The organism is Sciscionella sediminilitoris, from assembly GCF_000737195.2.
GTDB lineage: Bacteria > Actinomycetota > Actinomycetes > Mycobacteriales > Pseudonocardiaceae > Sciscionella > Sciscionella sediminilitoris.
In genome coordinates, this window is record NZ_JALM01000022.1 from 57,080 (window position 1) to 69,640 (window position 12,561).

A 12,561-nucleotide genomic window follows, 5' to 3' on the forward strand; every position below is an offset into this window, starting at 1 on the left:
CGACTATCGGTGTCACACGGGAGGGAAACCATCGGGGTTCTCCCTGATCTCACCCCGAGTCACACCTTCAGGGTGCGGATCTTCGGCCAGATCGCGGCCCAGCTGTCCCGCTTTTCGGTGCACAGCCACAGATCCGGGCCCAGCCGGCGCACCTGGCCGAAGTAGGGCCGCAACGCCTTCGGCCCGGGTTCGCCGCCGACGTAGAGCACGCTCGACTTGTCCTCCTCCGGCGGGGCGAAGTAGCCGTAGGCGCGGCCGGGGCTGTGGATCTCCGGAAGGCCGTACTGGGGCGCGTAGGCGTCGAGGTATCCGGCGACGATGTAGCTGGCCCCGAGCACCGCGGTGTGCTCGCGCTGTTCGGCGGGCAGGGCGCGCAACGCGTTCGCGGTGTGGCTGGCGAACCGTTCCCCGGTCGGCATTCCCGGGGTGTTGACGAAGATCTGCGAGGCGTACAGCGCGCTGGCCATGCAGGCGGCACTGAGTACCGCGGCGGGCCAGATGAACCAGCGCATCCCGGTGTGCCCGGATTCGCGGCGCCGCTGCAGGCCGAGCGCACCGGCCGCGAACACCACCGCGTAGCAGCCACCGAGGTAGTACGGGCGCCCCGAGGTGATCACGAAGAACACCCACAGGCCGAGCACGGTGACCGCGATGAACCGCAGCCCCGGATCGCGCAGCAGGCGCCACAATCCGTACCCGAACAGCACGACCCCGACCACCCCGGCCAGCCCGATCATGCCGAGCGCGGTTCCGCCCCTGCCACCGGAGAGGATCGCGTTCTCCGTGGTGACGATCGATCCCATGCGCAGCTGCGGCCAGCCGTGCAGCGCCTGCCAGATCAGGGTCGGCGCGGCGATCAGCACCGCGATTCCCGCCCCTGCCCAGAATTTGGGCGTGCGCAGCAGTTCGCGCGGGCCGAAGATCAGCACGGAGACCACGAGCAATCCGCACAGCAGGAAGATCTGGAACTTCGTCTCGGCACCGATGCCGATCACCACGCCGAGCCAGAGCAACAGCCCGTCCGAGCGGGTGCGGATCCAGCGCAGCAACACGAAGAACAGCAGCCCCCAGATGAGCGGTTCGAGCGCGTACGGGGAAAGCCAGTGCCCCGCCATGGCGATCCACCAGGTTCCGGCCTGCGTGAAGGCGGTGATCACCTGGGCACGCCGGTCCCCGCCGAGTTCGCGGGCGATGAGCGCGGCGACGACCACGGTGGCCGCGGTGGCCAGGATCGCGGGCAGGTGCAGCACGAGCATCGAACCGGGCGCGATGCTGTCCATGGCCTTCGCGAGCAGCACCGCGACCGGCGGCTGGTCGGCATAGCCGAACTGCAAGGGGTGTCTGCTCAGCCCGAGCATGGCCACCTCGTCGAGCCAGTACTCGTTGCCGAAACTGGCCACGAACTGGGCAACGGCCACGATGCCCGCGATGAGCCGTACGAGCGGTTTGGCGAAAACGGGCACCGCCCGAGTGCTCGTTTCCTGCCGTGCCAACGTTCCCAGCATCTCCCCGCCTCCCGCGTGTGTCGTCCTTACCTGTTCATTCCACGGCAGGACGGCGGCACCGCGCGAGGGCGGAACGGTTCCGGCTACTCAGCCAAGGTTGTCCGGCGATGCAACTTTCGTATCATCGGCTTTCGCACGCCTGCGATACCGCACCAGGATGCGGAGCAGCACCGCGGCGAGCACCACGAGCACGAGCACGAGCAGCACGGTCAGGTTGGAAACCCCGCTCGCCACGCTCTCCAGCCACTTCTGCACCGCGAACTGGCTGTCCACCCCGGAGATGCTGCCGAGATTCGCGGTTCCCTCGGTGAACAGGAACAGCAGTCCGATCGCGATGAACAGCAACCCGGAGATCAGGCTCGTGCTGTGGGTGCGCAGCGGGCCGATCCGGATTTCCCTTCCCCGCAACCAGGATCGCTTGCCGAGCTGGAATTTGTCCCACAGCAGGGCGATCACGAACAGCGGGACGGCCATGCCGAAGGCGTAGATCGCGAGCAACAGCCCGCCGTAGAACGGGTCACCGCCCGCCGCGGACACGGTGAGCACACTGCCGAGCAGCGGCCCGGAGCAGAATCCGGCGAGCCCGTACACCAGGCCGAGCGCGAACACCGAGGCGGCCGAGGAGATCTTGATCCGCCCGGACAACCGGCCCGCGGCCGTGGAACCGAATCCCTTGCCCAGCACGGTGAGCACGCCGAGCACGAGCAGCACGACCCCGCCGACCATGGTCACCGTGGTGCGGTACTGGGTGATCAGCGAGCCGATCAGGCCGACCCCCGCACCGAGCGGCACGAGCACCACGGCGAGGCCGAGGTAGAACACGAGGGTGCGCATGGCCAGCGTGCCGATCCGGTCGAAGGCGTACGCGAAAAAGGACGGCAGCAGCAGCGCCGAGCACGGACTGATCAGCGAAAGCAGCCCGCCGAGGAACGCGCCGAGGAAACCGACCTGGGTCATCATTTGCCGCCGGCGGCGTCGATCATCTTGGTGAACTCCTCGATCGGCTGCGCGCCGAGCAGCGGTTTGCCGTTGATCACGAACGCCGGGGTGCTCGGTATCCCGAGTTCATTGCCCTCGGTGGCGTCGAACTGCACCTCGTCCTTGTGCTCCCGGCTGGTCATGTCCTTCTCGAACTTGGCGAGGTCCGGAACCCCCGCGGTGCGGGCGAATTCCAGCAGCTTCTCCTTCGGCAGATCCGGGTGTCCCTTCTGCGGCGCCGCCTCGAAGACGGCCTTGTTGAACTGCCAGAACCGGCCCTGCGCCGCCGCGGCCCGCCCGGCCATCGCCGCCTGCTCGGACTGCTCGCCGAAGATCGGGAAGTCCCGCCATTCGATGCGCAGCTTCCCCTTGTCGACATAACGCTTCACGAGCTCGGGTTCGGTGCTGCGGCCGAACTGCGCGCAGAACGGGCAGCGGTAGTCGGAGTACTCCACGAGCACCACCGGGGCATCCGGGCGCCCGATCGCGAGCGGGTCCCCGGGAGTGCGATGCGCGAGCCCGGCCAGCGGCCCCTGCGAGGGCGCGGTCGAGGAGGGCGCCGCGGAGTTCACCGTGTCCGCCCCGGCCGGCTCGCTCGGTGCTCCCGGGCGCAGCACGAGATAGAGCGCGAGCCCCACCGCGACCACGACCAGCACGGCGATCAGTACGAACTCGCGCCTGCGCACGAGCGGTTTTGTCCGGCTCACGACTACTCCTCACGATCTACTAAGCATGATAGTAGTAGCTCGTGAACCGCGCGTGAACCTGGGGCTCCTGTCCGGGATTCCCGTTCAGTGCCGCGCCAGTTCCGCGCGCAGCCGCGCATAACCCGGTGCCAGCCGGAGCAGCCCGGCGGCCAGTGCCGCATCGTCGCCGGTGCTGAGCGGATACTGCAGGCTCCCGGCGATCCGGGCCTGTTCGTCGGCGGTCGCGGAGGCGCCGTGCCGGTCGATCATCGCCAGGCACCGGGCCGCGTCGACGAGCCTGCGCGCCCCGAGCCGGATCGAGAATTCCCCGAGAAAACCCCGGATTTCCGGATCGAGCCCACCGCGCACCGCGGCGGCGAGCGCCTCGAGCGCTTCGGGCCCGCTCAGCGTCCCGGGCGGCATGGGCCGGTCGGTGCGGCCGTCGAGCCAGCGGATCGCCTCCGGGATCGCCGCACGCAGCGCCTCGGTTGCACCGATCTCGCGCTCCCGGACGAAATGCGCGCGGGACACGAAGGGAACCTCGGTGTAGTCCACGGTTTCCGCGCGCCAGGAGTCCACAAAGGACTCGACGGGCAGGTGTGCATAGGGATGACCGTGCGGATCGTGTACGAGCACGGTTTCCGCACCGACCTCGAGCACCACGAGGTAATGGTCCGCGGTCGGCGGATGCGGCTGATAGCTCAACAAACCCATATCAACCGGACCGGCGAGCACCGGGCCGGACGCGCAGTCGGCACGCAACCGGGAAAGCGCCTCCTCCGGTGTTCCGCCCGTGGTGCGCGCACACCGCCAGCCGAGCGCGGCGATCGCGGTGTCCAGACCGAACTCGGGATCCCAGCCGTAAGGGTCGAACAGCGGGAATTCGCCGCCCAGCAGGGTGAAACCGAACGGTGCCCCGGTCAGCGTCTCGAGCACCGCCGCAGGGGGCGCGTCCGCACCGAGCAGCATGGCGAGCGAGTGGGTGTAGCAATAGGGTCCGGAGCCGAGATAGCCGGGCATGATCAAACTCTCCTTCAGCGTGGATTCCAGCAGTCGAGGGGGTCCTGGAGTTCGGTCACCCAGTCATCGGGATCGTCCGGGCAAGCGAGGGTGTGTTCCCTGGGGTAACCGCTGCCCTGATAGCCGTTCGCGGCCACCCAGCGGGCGAGCGCCTGCGCGGTCGGCAGCACCTCGTCCATACTGCCGTGGTGCACGACGGTCGCGGCGCGGTCCACACCGGGAAGCTCCACGATGCTCAGCCCGGCCACGGCATCGGTGACCGGCAGTCCCGCGCGCACCAGGACACCGGAACCCCGTGGTTCATAGCGGGCCAGCCCGCAACCGCGCGGGGTCACCCCTGCGGTTTCCAGTGACCGGCACAGTTCCCCGAACAGCGGCCGGATCACCGGGCCGATATCGGCGGGCGCGTAGCCGGGCGCGATCGCGGTCAGTTCGGCCAGCCGCACCGGTTCCAGCGGCTTGACCACCACCTCGGCCTCGGCACCGCTTTCCTCGATGGTGCGCAGCCGAGCCTCGACCCGGTTGAGCCGCGCGGTTTCCTCGTGCACGGTCTGTTCCAATTCGGCACGGCGCAACCGGAGCATGCCGCGCAGTTGCTCGGCATCGAGCTCGTCCGCCAGGATCGCCCGCACCTGGCGGAGTTCGAAGCCGAGATCCTTGAGCGCGATGATCCGGTTGAGGGCGCCGAGCTGGTCCGCGGTGTAGTACCGGTACCCGGTCCCGCCTTCCACTTCGGCCGGGGTGAGCAGGCCGAGCGAATCGTAGTGCCGCAACATCCGCACCGATACCTGGCCGTATCGGGCGAACTCGCCGATGCTGAACATGCCATCCAGTACACCGCCTGACACGGTGTCAGGGTCAAGTTCGCTCACAACACGCCGCACAGGGCGAGGATCCCGATACCGCACAGGGCGATGCCCGCGCCACGGTCGATGGCTTGCCGCACCGGTTCCGCGCGAGCAGCGGGCGCAGGAAACCGATCGCGGTGACGTAGCAGCTCCACCAGGCCGCGGCGCAGGCGACCGTGACCGCCCCCAGCAGCAGGATCTGGGCCAGTACGGGAGCCTCGGGACGAAGAAACCGCGGCAGGAAGGTGAGGTAGAAAATCAGCGCTTTCGGATTGAGCACATTGTTGAGAAACCCTTGCAGCACAGGGGATCGCCGTGCCGCGGGTTCCTCGGCGCGCCCGCGCCAGGCGGGAACGAACAGCAGGAGACCGAGCAGGATCAGGTAGCTTCCGCCGAGGACGCGCAGCCCGAGCAGCACCGTCCGGTTCACCGCGAGCAGGGCCGCGAGCCCGGCCGCCACCGCCACGGTGAGCACCGCGAGTCCGCCGCAGATTCCCAGCGCGGTCCGGTAGCCCGCCCCTCGGCCACCGGCGAGCGCATTGCGGGTGACCACGACGAAATCGGGTCCCGGTACCACCAGGATCAGCACGGTCGTGGCGAGGAAGACGGGCAGCTGGCCGAGCATGATCAGCAAGTCTTGCCGAGAACACGGCATGATTGGCCAGATCCCGGATAGGATTCGCCCGATGCCCGAATCGATCGAACTGGATCCGGTCGACCTGCGGATCCTCACCGCGCTGCAGAACAACGCCCGGCTGACGAACAAGGAACTGGCGGCCGCGGCCGGTATCGCGGCATCCACCTGTCTCGACCGGGTGAACCGGCTCCGCGAGTCCGGGGTCATCCGCGGCTACCGGGTCGATGTGGACGCCGAACGACTCGGCCGTCCACTGCGCGCCCTGCTGCACGTCCGTGTGCAACCGCATCGGCGGCCGTTGGTGGATCCCTTCGTGGAACACGTGCTCGCGCTCCCGGAGACCCGCGAGCTCTACCACCTCACCGGTCCGGACGATTTTCTCGTACACGTGGCCGCGAAGAACGCCGCGGATCTGCAGCGGCTCGTGCTGGACGAGTTCACCGCCCGCGATGAGGTGGCGCTGGTGCACACCGACCTGATCTTCCAGCACTGGGACGGCGGACCGCTGCTCCCGCCCGGTTAACGGCGCGCCGTCGATTCGCGCAGCCGCAGCACCGGATCCACGGTCACCGGTTCCTCCGGTTCCGCGGCCCCGGAAAGGCGCGCGAACATCAGCTCCACGGCCTGTTCGGCGAGCACTTCGTGGTTGAGGTCCATCGCGGTGATCCGCGGCGTGGCCACCCGCCCGTGCTCGCTGTCGGTGAGCGCGGCCAGCAACAGCTCGCCCGGAACCTCGATGCCCAGTTCGGCGGCCACCTTCGTGAAAACCGCGGCGCCATCGCAGGTGCACACCACGAACGCGTCCGGGCGATCGGCCGCGGTGAGCAGTTCGCGGGCCCGTGCCGTGGTCTCCTCCCCGCTGAGGCCTTCGCTGAGCAGACCGGTGCGCGACCGCATCCCGATCCGGGCGCACCAGTCCAGATAGGTCTGCCTCGGGCGCCGGTTCCATGCGTTGTCCTCGGTCCCGGACAGCAGGGCGATCTCCCTGGCGCCCTGTTCGCGCAGGTGCTCCAGCAGTTCGGTGACCACCCGCGGATAGTCCAGCCGCACCGCCCAGGACAGCTCCGGCCGGTCCGGGTCTTCCTCGACGGTCACCGTGGGAATCCCCCTGCGCTGCACCTCGGCCAGCACCTCATCGCTGCCGTAGGGGTGCGCGACGAGGCATCCGTCCATCGGCACACTGGCCACCGCGGGGTCGTGCAGATCGGGCACGTGGATGAGCCCGGTCTTGCGGCGCAACATCTCCGTGGCGACCGAGCCGACGAGCCGGTTGAACGTCTCGGCGCGGTCCGGGGTTCCGGCCACGGCATAGCGCGGGCGCAGGAACAGCCCGACGAGCCCGGAGCGGCCGGTGCGCAGCGAGCGGGCGCTCGGGTTCGCGTCGTAGCCGAGTTCGCGCGCGGCGGCCAGTACCCGTTCCCGGGTCGGCGCCGAGATCGGCCTGCTCCCGGAGAACGTGTGCGAGACGGTGCTGATCGAGACCTGCGCCCGCTCGGCGACATCCCGGATCGTGACCGCCCTGCTGCTCACCCCGCGCCTCCCTTCACCTGCGTCCAGTATCGCCCACGCACTGCCTCTTGACGCGCGGGCAGGTTTCGTGAGCCAATCATCAAAACGTTTCGATAGCCAGTGGAGTCACCGATGACACCTCAGGGCGAGACAGCCGCGCATCGCTCGGTCGGCGAGTTCTGCGATGAAATGCGGCTGAGCAGGGCACACGTCCTCGCGGGCGCCGTACTGTTCTTCACCTTCGTCGTGGAGGCCTGGGAACAGGTCGGGCTCGTCTACGTCTCGAACGGGATCGCCGCGGACTTCGGGGTGAACAACACCCAGCTCGGCTGGGCCCTTTCCGCGGTGGCCTTCGGCATGGTGCCCGGGGCGCTGGCCTGGGGCGGGCTCATCGACCGGATCGGGCGCCGCCGGGTGACCGTGTTCAGCCTGCTGCTCTATTCCGTGCTCGCCCTGCTCGCCGGGCTTTCCCCCGCGTTCTGGCCGTTCCTGGTACTGCGCTTCCTCTCCGGGGTCGCCTTCGGCGGGGTGTACGCGGTGACCTTTCCGTATTTCCTCGAGCTGCTGCCGACGCGCTGGCGTGGCCAGGGCGCGGTCGCGCTCTCCATCGGGTTCCCCATCGGCACCCTGTTGTGCATCGGAGTGAGCCAGACGCTCGGCCCGGTCAGCTGGCGCGCGGTCGCGATCGTGGCCGCGCTCGCCGGACTGTGGGCCTTCGCCGTGCTGCGCTGGGTTCCCGAATCCCCGTACTGGCTGGCGAAGCAGGGCAGGCACGGCGAGGCGGCGCGGGTACTGCGCAGGCTCGGCGGCACGGTTGCCGAGCAGACCCGGTTCGCGGTGACCGATGACGCGGCGGGCGGGCACATCCGGGGCCTGTTCCGTCCCGGGGTGCGGCGACGGTTCCTGTTGCTGCTGCTCGTCGCGTTCACGTTCAGCTGGGGCTACTGGGGGCTGCAGACCTGGCTGCCGATCCTGTTGCAGGGCAAGGGACTCAGCGTGTCCGGCGCGGTCTGGTTCGTCGCGGTCACCCAACTGGTCTCGATTCCCGGCTATCTGCTCGCCGCATGGCTGACCAGAAGGTTCGGCCGCAAGAAGGTGTTCCTCGCGTTCGTGTTCGCCTCGGCGGCGGGCGGGGCACTGTTCGGCTTCGCCACCGGGGCGGGCCAGATGTACACGGGAAACCTCATCCTCGCGTTCTTTTCCCTCGGCGCCTGGGGAATCTGGAACACCTGGTCCGGGGAGATCCTGCCGACGAGCCTGCGCGGGATCGGCTACTCCTGGAGCACGTCCGCGGTGCTGCTCGCGAACACGGTCTCCGTCCCGGTGATCGGGGCGATGATGGACGGCGGGATCGCGTCCTCTCTCACCATCGGCTCGATCATGCTCTTCCTGATCATCGCGCTCGTCTCGGTCTTCCCGCTGCCCGAGACCGAGGGCCGCGCACTCGATTAGATCGCATTCCGCTGACAGCAAGGAGTTTTGTATGAGTTACCGGGTCGCCATGGACATCGGCGGCACGTTCACCGATGTGGTCACCTACGAGGGGAACGCGCGGAAACTGCGCGCGGGCAAGGTGCTGACCACGCCGGAGGATCTGGCCCGCGGCGTGTTCGACGCGCTGCACGAGCTGCCCTTCGCCGAGATCGAGTTCTTCGTGCACGGCACCACCCAGGGGCTCAACGCGCTGCTCGAACGGCGCGGCGCGAAGGTGCTCATCCTGACCACGCAAGGCATCGGTGACGTGTACCAGATCGCGCGCGGGAACCGGGAGCGGCTTTTCGATCTGCACTACCGCAAGCCGGTCCCCCTGGTGCCGCGCGAGCACATCGCCGAGGTCGGCGGGCGTTTCGACGCGAGCGGCACCGAACTCGAACCGCTCGACGAGGATGCCGTGCGACGGGTGGCGAACCGGGTACGCGAGGAGGGTTTCGACGCGGTCGCGGTGTGTTTCCTGTTCGCCTACCTGGATCCGGAGCACGAGCGCCGTGCGGGTGCGCTGCTGCGCGCGGAACTCGGCGAGGAGGTGCTCGTGGTGCTCTCCCATGAGGTGGCCCCGGAATGGCGGGAGTACGAGCGCACATCCAGCACCGTGATGGAGGCGTACACCGGACCTTCGGTGCACCGCTATCTGGACCGGATCGAGTCGCGCTTCGCGGAGCAGGGGCTGCCGGTCCCGGTGCACGTGATGCAGTCCTCGGGCGGTCTGGTCAATGCCGATTTCGCGCGCAGGCATCCCTTGCAGACACTGCTTTCCGGCCCGGTCGGCGGCACCATGGGCGGGGTGGCCGCGAGTAAGCTGCTCGACCGGCCCAATCTGATCTGCGTGGACATGGGCGGTACCTCGTTCGATGTGTCCCTGGTGCTGGACAACGCCCCGGATGTGTCCCCGGACGGGGAATGCGAGGGATTCCCGCTCTTGATGCCCTTGGTCAATCTGCACACGGTCGGCGCGGGCGGTGGTTCGCTGGCCTATGCCGAGGGCAGCGCGCTGCGGGTCGGCCCGGAATCGGCGGGTGCGGTCCCCGGTCCCGCCTGCTATGGCCGCGGCGGAACGCAGGCCACGGTCACCGATGCGAACTGTGTACTCGGCAGGGTGGATCCGGATTCCTTCGCCGGTGGCGGGATGGACCTCGATCTGGATGCCGCACGTGCCGCGGTCACCGCGCTGGCCGGGCAGCTCGGTATGGATCCGGTCGAGCTCGCCTCGGGGATCTGCGATGTGGGCAATGCCAAGATGGCGCAGGCGATCCGCACCCTCACCGTGGAGCACGGTCTCGAACCCGGCGAGTTCGCGTTGCTGGCCTTCGGCGGGGCGGGCCCGATGCATGCGGCGTTCATCGCCCGCGAGATCGGAGTGACCGAGGTCGTGGTGCCGCGGTTCCCCGGGGCGTTTTCCGCCTGGGGCATGCTCGAGGCGGATGTGCGCCGCGATTTCACCATGCAGTTCTTCGCCACCAGCGCCGATCTGGACACCGCGGCGCTCGCGCGTTCGCTGGACGAGTTGCGGGATTCGGCCTGGGCCGCCCTCGCCGAGCAGGGCATCGCGGAGAACGAGCGATCCGTGGCGCACGGCATCGACATGCGGTACGAGAGCCAGGATTACACGCTCACCGTGCCGATCCTGGCCGAGGACACCGTGGACAGCCCGGATTTCCCGGCGCGCATCGAGGAACGGTTCGCCGAGGCACATCACCGCCGTTACGGGCATGCCACCCCGGGCGCGCCGGTTCAGTTCGTCACCATCCGCACCACAGGGCACGGCGTCGTGCCCCGTCCGGAGGCCGAGCCCGAACCCGCGCCGCCCGCGCGCGAACCGGTCAGCAGGGATGTGGTATTCGACGGGAAGCCTTGTCCGACAAGCATTGTGGCGCGCGCCGAGCTCGCCGTGGGTGCGCGGCTGACCGGACCGGCGATCGTGCACGAGGAAACCGCGACCACCGTGGTTCCTCCGGGCGCCGAACTGCGCGTCGACCAGAACGGTTTCCTGATCATCGCTATCGAGCCAGTGCAGGCATGAGGAGTCGAGCTATGAGCATCAGCCCGGTCACCACCGAGATCATCCGTTCCGGCCTGATCCAGGCCGCCGAGGACATGAACATGACCCTGATCCGGTCCTCGTACACCCCGACGATCTACGAGGGCAAGGACTGCGCGGTCGCCCTGCTCGACCGCGAGCACCGGGTGCTCGGCCAGTCCTCGGGGCTGCCCATCTTCCTCGGCAACCTGGAGGAGTGCACCCGGTACACCGAGGAGCACTTCGGCGCGGACGTCTGGGAACCCGGCGATGTCTGGGTGCTCAACGATTCCTATATCGGCGGCACCCATCTCAACGACTGCACGGTGTACGCGCCGATCTTCGTCGGTGCGGAACTGGTCGGGTTCGCCGCTTCCCGGGCGCACTGGATCGACATGGGTTCCAAGGACCCGGGCGGTTCCATGGATTCCACGAGCATCTACCAGGAAGGGCTGCGCATGCGCCCGACCAGGATCGTGGCCGCCGGTGTGGAACGGCCGGACATGCTGAACCTGATCGAGACCAATGTGCGCTTCCCGTATGTGACCCTCGGCGATATGCGCGCCCAGATCGCCTGCGCGCGGATGGGGGTGCGCAGGCTCGGTGAACTGTTCGCCCGCTATGGCGCGGAAACGATCGCCGCGGCCCGTGCGGAGATCTTCGCCCAGACCGAGCGGATCGAACGCGAACGGCTCGCCGCGATCCCGGACGGCGAGTACACGGCGACCGGGTATCTGGACAACGACGCCATCGATCTGGGCACCCCGCTGAAGGTGACCGTGCGGATCACCGTGTCCGGGGAGCACATGACCATCGACCTCACCGACTGCGCCGATCAGGCCACCGGTCCGGTCAACTGCGGCAGTTCGCAGGCGGTTTCCGCGGCGCGGGTCGGGTACAAACTGCTGATCTCGCCGACGGTCAGCCTCAACGGCGGTTCCTTCGTGCCACTCGAGGTCAAGGTCCGCGAGGGTTCCATGCTGGGCGCGCGCGAACCGGCCGCGTGCCAGTACTACTACTCGAGCCTTGGCATGCTCATCGATCTCGTGGTGAAGGCGCTCGCCCCGGCGATGCCCGAGCGGGTCGCGGCGGCGAGTTACGGCGATTCGATGATCGTGCAGTTCGCCGGGGACAATCCGCGCACCGGGGAACCCTTCGTCACCCTCGAGGCCACCGTCGGGGGTTGGGGCGCCTGGCAGGGCGGGGACGGTGAGACCGCGCTGATCAACAACGTCAACGGTTCGCTGCGTGATCTGCCCATCGAGGTCGTGGAAACCCTCTATCCGGTGCGGGTCAACGAATACCGTATCCGGGAGGGTTCGGGTGGCGCCGGGAAATGGCGCGGCGGCGATGGCGTGATCCGCGAGTACATCATGGAGGCCGATCAGGATCTGTCCCTGTGGTGGGAGCGTTCGCTGACCCCGGCCTGGGGCGCATTCGGCGGCGAATCCGGTACCCCGCCGCGCGTCACACTCAACCCGGGGACCACGCAGTCCCGGGAAATGCTGAAGGCCAACAGCTTGCGGGTGCGCAAAGGCGATGTGCTGCGCTGCGAGTCCGGCGGTGGTGGCGGCTACGGTGACCCGGCGGAGCGGGAAACCGCGCTATAGCCGAGTTTTCGGTAGTCGGGTGGGGTGAATGCGGGTTTGCCGTGGTGTATTCGGACTTGCCATTCGGTGTGGTGGATCAGGGCGTGGTGGTGGGCGCAGAGCAGCACCATGTTGTCCTCGACGGTGAGTCCGCCGTTGGCGTGGTGCTGAATGTGGTGCGCCTGGGTTAAGGCGGGTGGTTTGTCGCAGTCGGGGTGGGCACAACCCTTGTCGCGGACGATGAGTCTTCGGCGCAGTTTGGGTGGTGCGGTGCG

At 68.4% G+C, this 12,561-nt stretch carries 12 protein-coding genes; 4 read left to right on the forward strand and 8 right to left on the reverse strand.

The genetic code is table 11. From position 1 onward, the window contains the following. Positions 1 to 59: 59 nt before the first annotated feature. From AD72_RS37930 to AD72_RS12005, 6 genes are all read right to left on the reverse strand, one after another. Positions 60 to 1,493, reverse strand: coding sequence for a glycosyltransferase family 39 protein (locus tag AD72_RS37930; RefSeq protein ID WP_255357152.1), 1,434 nt, complete (start codon positions 1,491 to 1,493; stop codon positions 60 to 62). A 99-nt stretch (positions 1,494 to 1,592) separates the two neighbouring features. Then, positions 1,593 to 2,462 carry a cytochrome c biogenesis CcdA family protein gene (locus tag AD72_RS11985; protein ID WP_031466552.1) on the reverse strand — a complete coding sequence of 290 codons (870 nt, stop codon included), beginning with the start codon at positions 2,460 to 2,462 and terminating at the stop codon, positions 1,593 to 1,595. Then, a complete protein-coding gene (locus AD72_RS11990; RefSeq protein WP_031466553.1) occupies positions 2,462 to 3,190 on the reverse strand; it encodes a DsbA family protein in 729 nt (242 codons plus the stop codon). The genes AD72_RS11985 and AD72_RS11990 overlap by 1 nt, the downstream gene beginning before the upstream one ends. An 84-nt stretch (positions 3,191 to 3,274) precedes the next feature. Continuing rightward, positions 3,275 to 4,189, reverse strand: coding sequence for a hypothetical protein (locus AD72_RS11995; RefSeq protein ID WP_031466554.1), 915 nt, complete (start codon positions 4,187 to 4,189; stop codon positions 3,275 to 3,277). A gap of 14 nt (positions 4,190 to 4,203) precedes the next feature. Next, positions 4,204 to 5,013, reverse strand: coding sequence for a MerR family transcriptional regulator (locus AD72_RS12000; protein ID WP_031466555.1), 810 nt, complete (start codon positions 5,011 to 5,013; stop codon positions 4,204 to 4,206). A gap of 34 nt (positions 5,014 to 5,047) precedes the next feature. After that, positions 5,048 to 5,662, reverse strand: coding sequence for a LysE family translocator (locus AD72_RS12005; RefSeq protein ID WP_197284939.1), 615 nt, complete (start codon positions 5,660 to 5,662; stop codon positions 5,048 to 5,050). Between the two features lie 61 nt (positions 5,663 to 5,723). Between AD72_RS12005 and AD72_RS12010 the strand changes: the two genes are divergently transcribed. Further along, positions 5,724 to 6,197, forward strand: a complete 474-nt coding sequence (locus AD72_RS12010; RefSeq protein ID WP_031466556.1) for an Lrp/AsnC family transcriptional regulator — start codon at positions 5,724 to 5,726, stop codon at positions 6,195 to 6,197. Here the strand turns inward: AD72_RS12010 and AD72_RS12015 are convergent. Continuing rightward, positions 6,194 to 7,204 carry a LacI family DNA-binding transcriptional regulator gene (locus AD72_RS12015; RefSeq protein ID WP_031466557.1) on the reverse strand — a complete coding sequence of 337 codons (1,011 nt, stop codon included), beginning with the start codon at positions 7,202 to 7,204 and terminating at the stop codon, positions 6,194 to 6,196. The genes AD72_RS12010 and AD72_RS12015 overlap by 4 nt on opposite strands. Positions 7,205 to 7,315: 111 nt before the next feature. Here AD72_RS12015 and AD72_RS12020 point away from each other — a divergent pair, with 111 nt between their 5' ends. Genes AD72_RS12020 through AD72_RS12030 form a run of 3 tightly spaced genes read left to right on the forward strand, consistent with a single transcriptional unit; the run spans position 7,316 to position 12,307 of the window. Then, positions 7,316 to 8,635 (forward strand): MFS transporter, encoded by a 1,320-nt coding sequence (locus AD72_RS12020; protein WP_031466558.1) that lies wholly within the window; start codon positions 7,316 to 7,318, stop codon positions 8,633 to 8,635. Positions 8,636 to 8,666: 31 nt separating this feature from the next. Next, a complete protein-coding gene (locus tag AD72_RS12025; RefSeq protein ID WP_031466559.1) occupies positions 8,667 to 10,700 on the forward strand; it encodes a hydantoinase/oxoprolinase family protein in 2,034 nt (677 codons plus the stop codon). Between the two features lie 11 nt (positions 10,701 to 10,711). Then, on the forward strand, positions 10,712 to 12,307 hold the full coding sequence (locus tag AD72_RS12030; protein WP_031466560.1) for a hydantoinase B/oxoprolinase family protein: 1,596 nt from the start codon (positions 10,712 to 10,714) through the stop codon (positions 12,305 to 12,307). Here the strand turns inward: AD72_RS12030 and AD72_RS37575 are convergent. Further along, positions 12,271 to 12,561: HNH endonuclease signature motif containing protein (locus tag AD72_RS37575; RefSeq protein ID WP_231644798.1), on the reverse strand; the 291-nt coding region annotated here is incomplete at its 5' end. The two genes, AD72_RS12030 and AD72_RS37575, sit on opposite strands and share 37 nt — an antisense overlap.

Excerpts from the sequence above, each read along its gene's own strand:
- AD72_RS11985 (WP_031466552.1), bottom strand. The coding sequence starts at position 2,462 with ATGACCCAGGTCGGTTTCCTCGGCGCGTTCCTCGGCGGGCTGCTTTCG.
- AD72_RS11995 (WP_031466554.1), bottom strand. The coding sequence starts at position 4,189 with ATGCCCGGCTATCTCGGCTCCGGACCCTATTGCTACACCCACTCGCTC.
- AD72_RS12000 (WP_031466555.1), bottom strand. The coding sequence starts at position 5,013 with ATGTTCAGCATCGGCGAGTTCGCCCGATACGGCCAGGTATCGGTGCGG.
- AD72_RS12005 (WP_197284939.1), bottom strand. The coding sequence starts at position 5,662 with ATGCTCGGCCAGCTGCCCGTCTTCCTCGCCACGACCGTGCTGATCCTG.
- AD72_RS12010 (WP_031466556.1), top strand. The coding sequence starts at position 5,724 with ATGCCCGAATCGATCGAACTGGATCCGGTCGACCTGCGGATCCTCACC.
- AD72_RS12020 (WP_031466558.1), top strand. The coding sequence starts at position 7,316 with ATGACACCTCAGGGCGAGACAGCCGCGCATCGCTCGGTCGGCGAGTTC.
- AD72_RS12025 (WP_031466559.1), top strand. The coding sequence starts at position 8,667 with ATGAGTTACCGGGTCGCCATGGACATCGGCGGCACGTTCACCGATGTG.
- AD72_RS12030 (WP_031466560.1), top strand. The coding sequence starts at position 10,712 with ATGAGCATCAGCCCGGTCACCACCGAGATCATCCGTTCCGGCCTGATC.